Below are 15,162 nucleotides of genomic sequence, written 5' to 3'. Positions count from 1 at the left end.
CAAAGAAGGGGTCCGGCCACCGAAAATCGGTGACCGGACCCCTCTTTTTATTAAAAAGCTCTAAAGCCGGCTAGTTATGTCCCAGCCTCGTTTTTTGATTAACGCAAACCTGGAAGTGTCTCCCGCAAACGACCGAGCGCATTGAGTCCGGCCAGGAACGGTAGGACGGCCACAAGCCCGATGGCCCAATCGATGGACAATATGTCGGTCAACACCCCGGCAAAGATGGCTCCGAACGCATAGCCGCTGTCGCGCCAAAACCGATAGACGCCCATTGCTGAGGCGCGCCAATATGGCTCGGCGACGTCACTGATCGAGGCTTGGAGCGTCGGATAGACCATTGCCGTCCCGATGCCGAGCATGACCGCGGCGAGCACCCATTGCCAATAGTCGGACATGACGAGAATCGCCCAAAGCGAACCGGCCTGGACCCACATCCCGGCGACAATCAATCCTTTGCGTCCGATGCGATCGCTCCATACCCCGGTGAACAGTTGGAAGAAGCCCCACGCCGCCGGATAGACTGCCACGATTAATCCGACTTCAGCTAGACTGAGCCCTTGTGCGGCGAAATAAATCGGGAACAAGCCCCATGCCATGCCGTCTTTCAGATTGGTCGACAGACCGGCCACCGTCAGACTCGAGAGCGAGCGATCTTTCCAAGTCGTCGTCATAAATACGTCTCTCGCAGAACGTGTTTTCTCAGACCCGCTCGTCGGTTGGAGCTGTACCTGATTCGTCGTATCACGGACGAACAATGATAACCCGAGACCGACGAATGCGACGAGGACACCGATATAAAACGGTTCCGGCCGACTGCCGTACGTGACGGCAATCATCCCAGAGACGGCGGCCATCACGGCGACACCGACATAACCGGCGAATTCATTCAGTCCGACCGCGAGCCCACGCTCCGTCGGTTTAGCCAAATCAATCTTCATATTGACCGTCATCGACCACGTCAGTCCTTGGTTAATCCCAAGCAAGACGTTCGCCACGATGATCATCCACCAGGCCGGGGCCAACATGACGAGCACGGGGACGAATACCCCGATCCCCCAGCCGAAGACGAGCACTTTCTTGCGCCCGAATCGATCGGCGATGGCTCCTGCGAAGTAATTGACGACAGCCTTCGAGAACCCAAAGCTGATGATGAACGATAGCGCCGCACTCGTCGAGACGAGACCGAAGTCCTCTTCTCCGATGATGGGCAAGATCGTCCGTTCGAGGCCGACCATCGACCCGACGAAAAAGTTCGTCACGACGAGTAAGATAAAGTTCATTTGATTTTCTTTTATTCCAATCCGGGTTTCACCCATATACATCCTCCTTGCCGATTGCTAACTGGATTGAGTATACCAAAAAATACCCCCCTACGTATAAAAAGCGTCTTCCCGATCATGAGATCAGGAAGACGCTTGTTCATTGTCCGGTCGCTTGCTTGGACTTCATTCGTTTCTTGCCTTCGCGGCACATGTGCAACAGCGGGCACGTCTCGCAGGCAGGACGTTGCGCTTTACAATGGTAACGTCCGAAAAAGATGAACTGATGATGGAGCTGAGACCATTCTTCGCGTGGGAACTTCTTCATGAGCGTGTCCTCGACTTGACGGACGTTGTCTTTCCAACGACAGATTCCGAGCCGTTTCGAGACGCGCTCGACGTGTGTGTCGACGGCGAACGCCGGTTCATGAAACGCGACGGACAAGACGACGTTCGCCGTCTTCCGTCCGACGCCAGGCAATGCCTCGAGCGATTCGCGGTCCGACGGGACGATTCCGTTATGACGTTCCACGATTTGCATCGACAGCGCCTTCACGTTTTTCGCCTTGTTCCGATAGAGACCGATGCGCTTGATTAACGCCTCGATGTCGGCGACGTCTGCCGCGGCCATCGATTCGACGGTCGGATAGGCCTCGAACAGACCAGGCGTCACTTTGTTGACGAGTGCATCCGTCGCCTGCGCCGATAACGCCACGGCCACGACCAGCTCGAACGGGTTGCGGTGCGTCAACTCACAGTGGGCGTCCGGGAACATACGGCGCATCTCGTCCGACACTTCGTTCAATTGGGCTCTCGTCAACATCACTTTTTCCTCCGTTGATAATCGACGAGGTCCTCGAGCGACTCGACGTTATGGTCTTGCCACACCCGGAGGATCTTGTCCATATATTTGAAGTTCCGTACGTTGCGTAGTTTCGCTTCCCGAAGCGCGGCCATGATCAGCTCTTCGCTGAAGCCGTCCTCGGTCAACCAGCCGACAATCTGCTCGATCTCAAATGGAGTGATTGTCCCGAACTCGCGCTCAAACGTATGAATGATGTTCTCATTCAACGAATGGGCCGATTTTTCAGGTGCCGCCCCTTCCTCGAGCGCCAAGAACAATGGAAGCAGACTGTATCGTTCGACCTCGGCCGACGCGTCGATGGCGATCAACTCTTTTTGGAGCAGGCCGAGCAACACGGCGCGGGCCTCGCTCTCGGCCACGTTCATCCGGTCCCCGAGCTCACTCGGGAGCGGCATCTCGATGCCTTCCCCGATCATTTCAAGCAGATGGATGACGAGATTGAACTCGACCGGCGTCAAGTTGAGGCGACGTGCCTCGGTGAACAGTTTCCTCGGAACGACGACTGGATTTTGTTCGAACAGCTTGATTATATTATGTGCATCCATGTCGCACATCCTTTCTAGACAAATCAATCGGGGAAGACAAAGTCATCCCCGATCGGCGATTATGGGTGAATGCGGTTCAAGAGACGTGGGAACGGGATCGCTTCGCGGATATGCTCGATACCGCTAATCCAAGCAACCGTCCGCTCAAGGCCGAGGCCGAAGCCAGAATGCGGGACCGACCCGTATTTACGGAGTTCGAGATACCAGTCGTACGCGTCCGTCTCATCAAGACCTTCTTTGATGATTTCTTCTTTCAAGCGGTCGTAGTCGTCTTCACGCTGCGAGCCGCCGATGATTTCGCCGTAACCTTCCGGCGCGATCAAATCGGCACAAAGGACGAGTTCCGGGTTCTCCGGGTCGACTTTCATGTAGAACGGTTTGATGTCTTTCGGCCAATGGGTGATGAACACCGGGAGGTCATGCGCGTTGGCGATGGCCGTCTCGTGCGGTGCACCGAAATCGTCACCGTACTCGATGTCGTCGAAGCCTTCCTCTTTCAAGAACTTGATCGCATCCGTATAACGGACGCGCGGGAACGGTGCTTGAACTTTTTCAAGTTTTGACAAGTCACGTCCGAGCAGTTCCAATTCGTTACGGCAGTTCTCAAGTGCCGACTTGGCGATGTATGAGACGTAACGCTCTTGGAGCTCGAGGCTCATGTCGTGGTCGAAGAACGCCATCTCTGGCTCGATCATCCAGAATTCGATCAAGTGACGGCGCGTCTTCGATTTTTCGGCCCGGAACGTCGGTCCGAACGAGAATACTTTCCCGAGTGCCATCGCTGCGGCTTCCATATAAAGTTGGCCCGTTTGCGACAAGTAGGCCGGCTGTCCGAAATAATCTGTCTCGAACAATTCCGTCGTGCCTTCCGGTGCGCTCGACGTGATGATCGGTGGGTCGATCTTCACGAATCCTTCTTGGTTGTAGAACTCGTACGTCGCCCGGATCAATTCGTTACGGACTTTCATGATCGCGTGCTGACGACGCGAGCGGAGCCAAAGGTGACGGTTGTCCATCAAGAACTCTGTCCCGTGCTCTTTCGGTGTGATCGGATAGTCGACCGATTCCGCGATCACTTCCATATCTGTCACCTCGAGTTCGAACCCGAGCGGCGTGCGACCACCGTCCGATTTGACGGTACCGGTCACCCAGACCGATGTTTCTTGTGTCACGCCTTTGGCGAGGGCAAACAATTCTTCGGCCACATCGGCTTTGACGACGACCGCTTGGGCGAAGCCGCTCCCGTCACGAAGTTGAAGGAACGCGATCTTTCCGCTCGAACGTTTGTTGGCGATCCAAGCTCCGACCCGGACCGTCTGGCCTTCATAGTCTTTAAATTGGCTGATTGAAATAGTTGTCATGTTCATATCCATCCTTTCGCTTATCGAGCGTTACGTGTAATGAAGTCTTCCACTCGATCGAGCGCTTCTAGTACTCGTTTTAATTCTGTTGCATATGACAAGCGGACGTAGTCGTCCTGACCAAAACCTGAACCCGGGACGAGCGCGACGTACGCCTCACCGAGGACGGCCTCGCACCACGCATCGACCGAGTCGTAACCGCTCATCGTGGCCGCTTCTTTGGCGTTGGCATATAAGTAAAATGCGCCTTGCGGCTTCAAGCATGTGATTCCTGGAATCGCAATGAGTCGTTCATAGACGATCTCGAGTCGTTCAGCAAACGAGACACGCATCATCTCGACGTCATCTTGTGGCCCATTGTAGGCTTCGACCGCCGCAGCTTGCGCGATCGACGTCGGGTTCGATGTCGAGTGCGACGCGAGGTTCGTCATCGCCTCGATGATCGTCTTGTCACCGACTGCATAGCCGATGCGCCATCCCGTCATCGCATGCGACTTCGAGACACCGTTGATGATAATCGTCCGTTCCCGCATGTCAGGAAGCGTCGCGATGGAGACGAACTCCGCCTCACCGTAAACGAGTTTCTCATAAATCTCGTCACTGACGACGAGCAGATCGTGCCGTTTGACGACGTCCGCAAGCGCCGAGAGTTCAGATTCTGTATAAATCATGCCGGTCGGGTTCGATGGGCTGTTCAAGATGACCGCCTTCGTCCGATCCGTGATGGCCGCCTCGAGCAGCTCCGGCGTCAATTTGAACATCGTCGTCTCGTTCGTGTCGACGTAGACCGGAACCCCGTCAGCCAGCTTCACTTGCTCCGGATAACTGACCCAATATGGTACCGGAATGATGACCTCGTCCCCTTCATCTAAAATCGCTTGGAACAGCGCATAGAGGGCGTGTTTCGCACCGGAAGCAACCATGACCTCTGGACGTGTGAACGTTAAGTTGCTGTCGCGTTTCGTCTTTTCGATGATCGCGTCTTTGAGTGCGACCGTCCCGCCAGATGGGGTATACTTCGTGTCGCCATCGCGTGCAGCCTGACAGGCTGCCTCGATGATGCGTTCAGGCGTATTGAAGTCCGGCTCACCGGCCCCTAGCCCGATCACGTCTTGACCCGACGCTTTTAACGCTTTCGCTTTCGCCGTGATGGCGAGTGTCGTTGAAGGTGTCAACTGCTTTACACGTTGTGCCAATAGATGTTCCATTGAGATCCCCCTCTAGTTTCGTCAAGGCGAGTCCGTCAATTGGACCCGTCGAATGAATTCGCCCGCTTGGAGCGTATAGTACGAGTACGTGTAAGACGTGCCCGCTTTTGTCACGACTTCGATCAATGCCCGTTCATCGAAGCCATATTTACAGCTGACGAGCGTACCGCCGGTCTCTGCGACCGAGTCGGCACAGATTTGTTCTGAATCGACCGTTGCGATGTCCCGTGTCTCGATTGGCAACTTGTCGTCGACCGGCACGAACTGGACCCGATCCGTCTCCTCGAAGACGACATACGGTTCTGTCCCGTTAAACAGTTCGGCCCGTTCAATCGAGACGGACGGTTGCTCGTCGACGAGTCGCTCGCGCGCTTCCTCGATCATTTTCTCTTTCGTCCGCTCGGTGTGGCCGACCGTGAACCAATAAATGCCACTAAATACGATGACGACACCGATGAGTGCCGTCATGAACGCAATCACTACTTTTGTCTTCCGTGTCATTCCGTCCGATAGATGGTGAACACCATCTCTTCTTTCTTCGGATCATTCACTTTTTTCTCTAAAGCAAGACCGAACATTAAATCTTGGCTCTTCAACGTACGATTCAACAAGTCGACGATTTTGTAGACGTCTGCCGTCGGCTCGATTCGAACCGTCGCCAACGTCTCAATATTCGAATTCATGATTACTCCTCCTTCAAAAAACACTATACCCATTATTATAAAGCGATAATTTCACGATGCCTAGCGTTATCTCTGATTTCCTAGCCCGGTCTTCTCTTTCTCGTCTAAAAACAGCTCAAGTTCAGCGAGTGCGGTCTCGAGCGGTCCGTCAATTCGATCGACGGACGGTAGACTGTTGATGAACTGCTTGCCATAACGCGTCGTCTCGACGCGACGGTCGAAAACGAAGATGGCGCCGTAATCCTCTTTCGAACGGATCAGGCGACCGACCCCTTGCTTGAAGCGGATGACCGCTTGCGGAAGCGATAGTTCAAAGAAAGACGATTTACCGGTCGCCTCGATCTTCTCGGACCGAGCCTGCATGACCGGCTGGTCGGGCGGCGCGAACGGAAGCCGGACGATGATGAGGCAGGTGAGTGCCTCGCCCGGAATATCGACCCCTTCCCAAAAGCTTGCCGTTCCGAACAAAATCGACTGGTCGATCCGTTTGAACTGTTTCGTCAAGCGGCTTCGCGATCCACCGCTGACGCCTTGGGCGAGGAGCGTGTACGCCTCATCCAATTGGTCTTTGACAGCCTCGTGCGTCAAACGCAACAGTTCGTTCGACGTGAACAAGACGAGCATCCGTCCTTTCGTCACGTTGGCGATTTGGGCGATCGAGTCCGCAATCTGCTCGACGAACCGCGGCAACGGAACTTCGTTGATGAGCGGGATATCGGACGGGACGAACAGTTTCGCTTGCTTCTTGAAATCAAACGGTGACGCCAGGACGACGCGGCGAACGTTTTCCCCATCGAGTCCGAGACGCCGCTCAATGAAGCCAAATCGTCCTGAGACGGTCATCGTCGCCGACGTCAGGATGGTCGGCCGTTTGGCGAACAGCCGCTCATGCAGGAGCGGTCCGATCTCGACCGGCTGGGTGTACACCGAGGTCAACTTGCGATTAGCCAGATTGAGCTCAACCCAACTGACGGCATCGTCGTCCCGCGTGAGCATCGTCTCATAGAGGACGCTCTCTATATCGCGCACGTCGCCGATGAACGCCTTCAAATCACCGAGCACGGCCCGTTGTTTGAACGTCATATGCTCTTTATGCTCATCGAGGAGACGGTGCAGTTGTCGCAATGTCGTCCGTAACGTGCGCAGACGGTCTTCGAGCCGTTTCGCCACTTCACGGATCGGTCGGAACGGTTCCCCTTCCCGCTCGAAGCGGACGGTTTGACGTTGCTCCCGTTTTTTCCCGAGTGACTGGAGCGCCGTGAGCAAATCGTTCAGCTCATCGTCGACGCGGGCGAGTGCTTGATCGGTCGCTTTGCTGAACGCCTCCGCCTCTTCCGAGACGGACGTCAAATCGGCGAGCCCGAGCACGCGCGAATGAAACTTGCCGTCGGCACCGTAGCCGAACCATTTGAACAGGCGGTCAAATTGAATCGCGTCAAACGTGACTCCGAAGTGATGCGACGCGACTTCCTCGACTTGATGCGCCTCGTCCAAGACGAGTGGCGTATCGGTCGGGAGAATCCCAGCCTGGTGTTGCAAATCAGAGAACAACAAAGCATGGTTCGTCACGATGATATCGGCCTCTTTCGAGCGCAAGACGGCCCGGGTGAAGAAATCACGGCTATACCAAGGGTCGAAGCGACCGAAGTCAGAGGCTGCATCGGCCTGGATCAGCCGTTTGAACGAGGCCGGCCCTTGTGACGCCGCACCGGGCAATGACAACTCTTCCAAGTCCCCCGTCTCGGTCTCGGTCAACCAGACGAGGACCATCGCCTTGCACATCGCCGGGAGCAGCCCGTCATTCGTTTCTTCGAGAATCATCTCGAACTTTCGGAGGTCGATGTAGTTGCGTCTCCCTTTCAAAAGTGTGAACTCGATTTCAGGGAAAATCGCTTTTAAGATTGGTAAATCTCGATTCAACAACTGTTCTTGCAACTGAATCGTATGTGTGCTGACGACGACCGGGCGCTTCGTCTCGAGGGCGTGGTGTGCGCTCGGAATCAAATACGCCAATGTCTTTCCGGTCCCCGTACCCGCCTCGATCAACAGCGTCGCCTCGTCGTCGAGCGCCTTATAGACGTGTCGCATCATCTCGAACTGGCTTTGACGCGGTTCAAATTGACCGAATAGTGCCGGAAGCGTCTCTTCGATCGTCCGGTGAAGAAACGGCTCGAACGGTTCGCGTTCGACAGCGGGTTCGAACGTATCGACGAGACGTCGGAGTGCGATTTTCCGATGAATATCGAACGTCGTCTCATCGTCGGCTCGGATCCCGACCTCAAGAATCAACTCGTCGAGGAGCGGTTCGACGTTGCTCGTCCACGACTCGGACAGGCGTCGTAACTGTTGTAACGTCACGAGCGGCAAGGCGCGCAACCGTTCAATCAAACGAATGAACAGTTCCGCCGTCGCCTCGGCATCGCTGAGCGCCCGGTGCGCGTCAGTATGCACGAGATCAAACGTCTCGGCGAGCGACTCGAGCGCATGGCTCTCAAGCGTCGGGTATAGGATCCGGGCCAGCTCGACCGTGTCGATGGCCCGTCCCTGGAACGGGATATACCCGGCTTGCTCGAGACTTTCATTTAAAAAATTCAAATCGAAAGACACGTTGTGGGCGACGAATATTCGCCCATCGAGCATCTTCCATATATCTGGGATCACTTCCTCAAACGTCGGGGCTTCCGCCACGTCTTGGTTTGTGATCGTCGTCAACTGCGTGATAAAAGGCGGGATTGGGCGACTCGGGCGAATCAAGGTACTGTAGCGCTCAATCACTTCACTCCCTTGAACGACCACCGCCGCAAATTCAATCAGTTCGTCGCCGGACTTGACGGAATGACCAGTCGTCTCCAAATCCACTATCACATAGGTGTCCATAACATCCATCCCATCTTCGGCACGCTCGTGCTTTCTGTCTGTCTCATCTTACCATAGAACGATACACGAAAAAACGGGGATGCCTCTATCGGACATCCCCGCTCGTGTCATAGAATCGTATGGGCGATCTCTTCATAAAGAAGTTGATCGATCTCGTTCCGTTCGTTCAAGACGGCGACTTTCGGACGATGCTGTTTCGCTTCCTCGGCCGTCATTTGGCCGTACGCCATGATGATGACGACATCTCCGACTTGGAAGTGGCGGGCCGCTGCCCCGTTCAGACAGACGACACCCGAACCTCGTTCTCCTTTGATGACATACGTCTCGATACGAGCTCCGTTATGGTTGTTCGTGATGTGCACATGTTCGTTTTCCATGATGCCGACCGCGTCCATCAAATCTTCATCGATTGTGATTGAACCGACGTAATGCAAGTTCGCCTCGGTGACGGTCGCTTTGTGTAGTTTCGCGTGCATAAATGTTCGAATCATTGGATTCATCCTCTCTTCCAAATCACATTATCAATCAAGCGGGCCCGTTCGAACTGCACCGCTACGGCAATCAATAGTTCGGTCGACGCGGAGGTCACCTCGGTCAACGTCGGGTAGTCTTTGATCTCGATATAGTCGATCGTACTGTTTGGGACGTTCTTCAGGCGTTCCTCGAGATGTGCTTTCACATCTTGAATCGTCTCACCTTGCGCAAGGGCGTCTCGCGCCTCGATCAAGGCACGGTTGATGTCACTCGCATCCGCCTTCTCCATCTCCGACAAATAGACGTTCCGGGACGACTTGGCGAGACCTGATTCTTCACGGATGATTGGACAGCGTCGAATCTTGACCGGGACGAAATAGTCACGGACGTATCCTTCGATCAAGGCGACTTGTTGCGCGTCCTTCAAACCAAAATAAGCGCGCGTCGGACGGACCAAGTTGAACAGCTTGGACACGACGGTCAAAACGCCATCGAAATGACCGGGCCGGCTCGCTCCGCAGAGAACATCTGCGCCGGTACGTACCGTGACACGAGCCATGTCGAGCGGATACATCGTCTCCGTGTTCGGGTAGAACAAGACGTCGACACCCGCCTCGCGGGCGAGCGCCTCGTCCCGCTCGAAATCACGCGGATAGCGGTCGAGGTCCTCGTTCGGACCGAACTGGGTCGGGTTGACGAAGATGCTCATGACGATGAGGTCGTTCTCTGACTTGGCCGCCTCGACGAGACTGAGGTGCCCTTCATGCAAATAACCCATCGTCGGGACGAAACCGATCGTCCCGGCGTCGTTCAACAGTTTCTGTAAGTCATGTGGTGTCGTGACGATGTTCATGCCTTGCCCCCGTAGAGCGTGTCGAGCAACGACTCATCCATCGTGAACGTGTGCCGTTCGAGCGGGAACGAGCCGTCTTTCGTCGCCTCGACATAATTGCGGATTGCCGTCGTCGCGACCTCGTTCACATCGGCATACGCCTCGACGAACTTCGGCAGACGGTCGACGCCATATTTCAAGATATCGTGATAGACGAGCACTTGACCGTCCACGTCGGCACCGGCACCGATGCCGATGACCGGGATTGTAAGTGCCTCGGCAATCTTATTGGCCAATTGGTGCGGCACACACTCGAGAACGAGCATCTTCGCACCGACCCGTTCGGCCTCGAGACTGTCGGCGATCAACTGTTCGGCATCCTCGAGCGATTTTCCTTGTACTTTATAGCCTTCAAGCACACCGACCGATTGTGGGGTGAGGCCAAGGTGGGCGACACACGGCATACCGACTTTCGTCAGACGTTCGATCGTCTCGAGCACCTCGCCGGCCCCTTCAAGTTTGATGGCATCGGCCTGACCGTCTTGGAACAACGTCGCGGCCGCTTGAAGCGTGCGGTCGAAGGCGCCATGGTATGTCGCGAACGGCATATCGACGACGACGAACGTGTTCCGTGCCCCGCGGCGCACGGCCTTGGCATGGTGCACCATGTCGGAGGTCGTCACCGGAATCGTCGAATCGTAGCCGAGCACGACCATTCCGAGCGAGTCCCCGACTAAAATGATGTCGACCCCTGCTGCCTCGGCCAGTTTCGCCGACGGATAATCGTAGGCCGTCAACATGACCAATTTCTCTTCTTGCTTCATCTTCTTCAATAACGAAGTCATCGTATGCATATGGTTCTCCTCCTAAATGTGGAGACAGGTTACAAAAAACGCCTTCCTACACGAATGGTAAGAAGGCGCACGAAAACGATCTCAAGTAGTTGAGTGTCCTTCTGTCCCTGTCAAAATGATCAAGGCAGACAAAATATAGAGTGGCGGTCTGCAGTTCCGGTACACTTCGCGAGCGATAGCGTCCGGCACATTCATTATAGACCACGAACCCGTTTCCATCAATCATTCCAAACTGCGATCTCCGCCGAATAAATCGGCTCGATGATTCCTTCTTGTTCCAAAAGGAGTGCGCCTTCTTCCGAAATACCGCGCATCGTTCCATACCTCGGCTTACCTGACGCCGTCAACGTGATCGATTCGTTCAGATAGGCGGCATGCTCGAGCCAATGCTTGCGCACAGGGCCGAACCCAGACTCAAGGAACAAGTCATATTCGCTTTCAAGCTCGGCGAGTAAGTTGGCAAGCAGCTCGCTTCTGCGATGCGTCTGATTCGTCTCGAGTTTGATCGATGTTGCCCGATGCGCGAGCTCTTCCGGGATGACCTCGCTGTTGACGTTCATCCCGAAGCCGAGGATGACGGCTTGAATCCGGTCACCCTCCGTCTGCATCTCGGTCAAGATGCCGCCGATTTTTTTCCCGTTGAGCAACAAGTCGTTCGGCCATTTGATGGTGGCCGGGATGCCTTGCGCGTGCAGGGCGCGCGCGAACGCGCTCGCCGCCATGAGCGTCAGCTTCGAGGCGTCTCGAATCGGCAACGCCGGCCGCAAAATCACGCTCGCCGCGATATTGACGTGGCTCGGATTATACCAGTTCCGGCCGAGTTGGCCTCGGCCCGCTGTCTGCTCTTCGCTGATGACGAGCGTTCCTTCGAGGACGCCCTTTTGCGCCAATTCATGAGCGATGCGTTGGGTCGTGTCGATTTGCTCAAACGCATGGACGAGTTGTCCGAACCGCCCTTTTCGGAACGATACGAACGCCGGTTCATCGAGCCGGTCGGTCTGGCCGAACAATTGATACCCTTTTCGAGGAATCGTTTCAATCGCATACCCGTCTTGTTTTAACGTCTCGATATGCTTCCAAATAGCGGTACGTGAAATATTTAATTGGCGGGCCAACTCTTGACCGCTCCAGACGGCCCCGTCCTGCAATAGATTTAAGACTTTTCCGCGTGTCGAAGCCATTGTTCGGCCTCCTTTCGTAACGATTCCGGCTCATTGGCGAGCTCGCCAATGAGCACGAGCCGCTCAACGTGGGCGAGCAGCTGTTTGATGAGCGGTCCCCGGGCACCGAGATGTAGCGCATCGCGACCATCGAATCGGAGTTCCCGACGCGACTGGATCGGCAACTGCCGCTTCAACTGTTCGGCCGTCTCGCTTCGTCCGGACATCCGCAAGTATGTCGCTAGCGTCTCCGGCGTCGTCTCATAGATGGTGAACGTGTCGAGCCCGCTGTCGAACAGACGCGCGAGCACGCCCGCCTCCCGCTTCAGTGCGTTCGAGCGTTTCCACGGTGTCAGCCAATCGGTGGCGTCAGCATAATAGACGAACAACGCCCACCCCCCGACCGGGTCGACCGGGGTCCGCTTGTCGGCGATGACACGGCGGATGAGCGTCTCCGTGACGTTCGGCAAATATTGATGGATGCCGAGGTCAAGTATCGTCGCGAGCGCCTTTCGGTATGCCGGGCCCACCATCAACTTCTCGAACTCGATGGCGACCCGTTCCATCGCGATGTCTTGCAGTTTGTGGCCGAGTTCGCGTGAGGCCCGTTGCACGTCTTCGTCGAGCCGGAAATCGAGTTGGGCCATGAAGCGGAACGCCCGCATGATGCGGAGCGCGTCCTCGTTGAAGCGTTCATAGGGGCTGCCGACGGTCCGAATGACACGTGCCTCGAGGTCCATCCGTCCGCCGAACAAGTCGACGACGTTGCCGTCGTGGAACGCCATCGCGTTCATGGTGAAGTCACGCCGTTTCATATCTTCTTCAAGCGAGACGCCGAGCGAAACATGGTCGGGTCGTCTCGAGTCCGAGTACGTCCCTTCCGAGCGGAACGTCGTCACTTCGAACGGATGATGGTCGAGGATGACCGTCACCGTGCCGTGGTCAATCCCGGTCGGTACCGATTTCGGGAACAAGCGCATGACTTCGTCCGGGAAGAGCGACGTGGCGATATCGATATCATCCGGAAGCGTACCGAGCATATAGTCACGGACGGCACCCCCGACGATGTACGCTTCGCCGCCGTGGGCGTTGATCGTCTCGATGATTCGTTTGGCGTATTCCCATTCCGTCATCGTCCCACCACCTGTTCATAAAGCGATTCATACGCCGTGACGATATCGGCCGAGGCGAACTGTTTGGCCCGCTCGAGCCCGTTCGCACGGAAGCGTGCATGGAGCTCGTGGTCGAGCAAGATCGCTTCGAGCGCTTTCGTCGCCGCGGGCGCGTCGCCGCGTTTGACGACGAACCCTTCCACGCCGTCGGTGATGACTTCCGGCAATCCGCCCGCATCGCTGACGACCGACGGCACACCCGTCGCCATCGCCTCGAGGGCGACGAGGCCGAACGCCTCTTTGTCCGACAACAGGATATGGACGTCGCACATCGATAGAAGTGCCGCCACTTGCTCTTGCTTCCCGGCGAAGATGACTTGCTCTTCGAGCCCCATCTCGCTCACGAGGCGGCGCATCGCTCCCATGAGCGGACCGTCACCGACGAGAAGCAGTTTTTTGTGCGGCACGTTCATCTGCTGGAACGATTCGAGCACGAGGTCGATTCGCTTCACTTGCCGGAAGTTCGAGATATGGATGACGACCCGGTCCTGTTCCGATAAACCGTATCGTTCGCGAAGCGATGTATCGGCCTGCGGTTGATAGACGGCCTCATCGATAAAGTTATGGATGACGTCAATCGACAAATCGGACCCGATCCGCTCGAGCGTCTCTTGTTTCAAGCTGTCCGAGACGGCCGTGATCGCGTTCGATTGGCGCAACCCATAAAGGATGGCCGGCTTGAGTTCTTCGTCTTCCCCAAGCACGGTGATATCGGTCCCGTGGAGCGTCGACACGATCGGCGTCTTCGTCCCGGCCATCTCGCGGCCGAGGGCGGCACAGACAGCGTGCGGCACCGCGTAGTGGGCATGAATGACATCAAGACCGAACGCCTGGATGACGCTCGCGATTTTCGAGGCGAGCGTGATGTCGTACGGCGGATAGCGGAACACCGAGTACTGGTTGATCTCGACTTGGTGGAACGTGATATTCGGATGGTAGGCGTTCAGTCGGAACGGGATGCTCGACGTGATGAAATGAACGTCATGCCCCCGGTCGGCGAGTTTCATGCCGAGCTCGGTGGCGAGTATGCCCGAACCTCCGACCGACGGATAACAAAGGACCCCGATGCGTAGTCTCATGCGAGCTCACCCGCCTTCGTGACAACGTACGGACGGGTCGTCATGAGCCCTTCGGCGTACTCCGTGCCAATCAAACTGCCGAAATGCCGTTCCCGTGCCAACACCCGATCGAGATAGGCGTCCGTGAGCGGTGTCGCCACACCGTCGACCGGTGTGAACTGACTGGCATAAGCCCGTAAAGCGTTTAGTTTATGTTCAATCGTCGCCGTGATGTCGATGCAGACGTCAGGCGTCGTATGGGCATTAATCATATATTGATAGACGCTCGCCGGTCGATACGCGGCGACGTCCGGCATAAATTTACGGATTCCCGCGTTAAAGAGCGCCTCCTCGACGAGTCGGGCGCAAGCCCCATGGTCAGGATGGCGGTCGACGCCGTATGGATAAAAGACATGTGTCGGACGTTCGGTCCGAATCAAACGGACGAGCGCCTCGACTTGTTCATTGTCCCCTGTCAAACCCCGGTCCGGAAAACCGAGGTTCACACGCCGGATACCGAGCACACGGTCGGCCATCTCGGCTTCTTTCCCCCGGGTGACGACGTCCCCGTTCGATGACAGTTCGGCTCTCGTCAAATCGACGTATAGGACTTCGACCCCGTCCTCGGTCCATTGGGCGGTCATACCGGCGATGCCGATCTCAATGTCGTCCGGATGGGCCCCAATTGCTACTATTTTCATAAAATCACCTCTTCTGTGAAAAGTATATCGGACTCCGTCTCGATTGTCATATGTTCAGGGTAGGCAATCGAGAGGTTTTTCGAGTACGCTACTAGATGGGAGGTGAACCA

General features: G+C 56.0%; 15 protein-coding genes. All 15 read right to left on the bottom strand.

The window, feature by feature from the left end:
• Nucleotides 1-98 precede the first annotated feature (98 nt).
• A complete protein-coding gene (locus tag KNP02_RS05855) occupies nucleotides 99-1,319 on the bottom strand; it encodes an MFS transporter (RefSeq protein ID WP_214707531.1) in 1,221 nt (406 codons plus the stop codon).
• A gap of 103 nt (nucleotides 1,320-1,422) precedes the next feature.
• Nucleotides 1,423-2,085 (bottom strand): endonuclease III, encoded by a 663-nt coding sequence (gene nth, locus KNP02_RS05850; RefSeq protein ID WP_034777352.1) that lies wholly within the window; start codon nucleotides 2,083-2,085, stop codon nucleotides 1,423-1,425.
• Nucleotides 2,085-2,672, bottom strand: coding sequence for a DnaD domain-containing protein (locus tag KNP02_RS05845; RefSeq protein WP_034777350.1), 588 nt, complete (start codon nucleotides 2,670-2,672; stop codon nucleotides 2,085-2,087). Before KNP02_RS05845 ends, nth begins: the two co-directional genes overlap by 1 nt.
• Before the next feature lie 59 nt (nucleotides 2,673-2,731).
• A complete protein-coding gene (gene asnS, locus KNP02_RS05840; RefSeq protein WP_214707529.1) occupies nucleotides 2,732-4,033 on the bottom strand; it encodes an asparagine--tRNA ligase in 1,302 nt (433 codons plus the stop codon).
• 20 nt (nucleotides 4,034-4,053) lie between these two features.
• On the bottom strand, nucleotides 4,054-5,241 hold the full coding sequence (locus KNP02_RS05835) for a pyridoxal phosphate-dependent aminotransferase (protein WP_034777347.1): 1,188 nt from the start codon (nucleotides 5,239-5,241) through the stop codon (nucleotides 4,054-4,056).
• A 21-nt stretch (nucleotides 5,242-5,262) separates the two neighbouring features.
• Entirely contained in the window at nucleotides 5,263-5,742 is a 480-nt protein-coding gene (locus tag KNP02_RS05830; RefSeq protein WP_034777346.1) for a hypothetical protein, read from the bottom strand.
• A complete protein-coding gene (locus KNP02_RS05825; RefSeq protein ID WP_016509977.1) occupies nucleotides 5,739-5,924 on the bottom strand; it encodes a YpmA family protein in 186 nt (61 codons plus the stop codon). The genes KNP02_RS05830 and KNP02_RS05825 overlap by 4 nt, the downstream gene beginning before the upstream one ends.
• A 66-nt stretch (nucleotides 5,925-5,990) precedes the next feature.
• Nucleotides 5,991-8,801 carry an ATP-dependent DNA helicase DinG gene (gene dinG / locus KNP02_RS05820; protein ID WP_214707527.1) on the bottom strand — a complete coding sequence of 937 codons (2,811 nt, stop codon included), beginning with the start codon at nucleotides 8,799-8,801 and terminating at the stop codon, nucleotides 5,991-5,993.
• 107 nt (nucleotides 8,802-8,908) lie between these two features.
• Nucleotides 8,909-9,292: an aspartate 1-decarboxylase gene (gene panD, locus KNP02_RS05815; RefSeq protein ID WP_021067221.1), complete on the bottom strand. Its 384-nt coding sequence runs from the start codon at nucleotides 9,290-9,292 to the stop codon at nucleotides 8,909-8,911.
• Between the two features lie 5 nt (nucleotides 9,293-9,297).
• The gene (panC, locus tag KNP02_RS05810; RefSeq protein WP_214707525.1) at nucleotides 9,298-10,128 is read right to left on the bottom strand and encodes a pantoate--beta-alanine ligase; all 831 of its coding nucleotides are present in this window, start codon (nucleotides 10,126-10,128) and stop codon (nucleotides 9,298-9,300) included.
• Complete coding sequence (gene panB / locus KNP02_RS05805; RefSeq protein WP_214707523.1) at nucleotides 10,125-10,961, bottom strand: 3-methyl-2-oxobutanoate hydroxymethyltransferase; 837 nt, start codon at nucleotides 10,959-10,961, stop codon at nucleotides 10,125-10,127. Before panB ends, panC begins: the two co-directional genes overlap by 4 nt.
• A 218-nt stretch (nucleotides 10,962-11,179) precedes the next feature.
• Nucleotides 11,180-12,142 (bottom strand): biotin--[acetyl-CoA-carboxylase] ligase, encoded by a 963-nt coding sequence (locus KNP02_RS05800; RefSeq protein ID WP_214707521.1) that lies wholly within the window; start codon nucleotides 12,140-12,142, stop codon nucleotides 11,180-11,182.
• Complete coding sequence (locus KNP02_RS05795) at nucleotides 12,115-13,254, bottom strand: CCA tRNA nucleotidyltransferase (RefSeq protein WP_214707519.1); 1,140 nt, start codon at nucleotides 13,252-13,254, stop codon at nucleotides 12,115-12,117. Before KNP02_RS05795 ends, KNP02_RS05800 begins: the two co-directional genes overlap by 28 nt.
• Complete coding sequence (gene bshA, locus KNP02_RS05790) at nucleotides 13,251-14,372, bottom strand: N-acetyl-alpha-D-glucosaminyl L-malate synthase BshA (RefSeq protein WP_034777340.1); 1,122 nt, start codon at nucleotides 14,370-14,372, stop codon at nucleotides 13,251-13,253. The genes KNP02_RS05795 and bshA overlap by 4 nt, the downstream gene beginning before the upstream one ends.
• Nucleotides 14,369-15,052: a bacillithiol biosynthesis deacetylase BshB1 gene (gene bshB1, locus KNP02_RS05785; protein ID WP_138859555.1), complete on the bottom strand. Its 684-nt coding sequence runs from the start codon at nucleotides 15,050-15,052 to the stop codon at nucleotides 14,369-14,371. Before bshB1 ends, bshA begins: the two co-directional genes overlap by 4 nt.
• Nucleotides 15,053-15,162 lie beyond the last annotated feature (110 nt).

Source organism: Exiguobacterium sp. s40 (assembly GCF_018617905.1).
Taxonomy (GTDB): Bacteria; Bacillota; Bacilli; order Exiguobacteriales; family Exiguobacteriaceae; genus Exiguobacterium; species Exiguobacterium mexicanum_A.
Note: the sequence above shows the minus strand (reverse complement) of the source record. Positions and strands in the feature narration are given on the sequence as shown.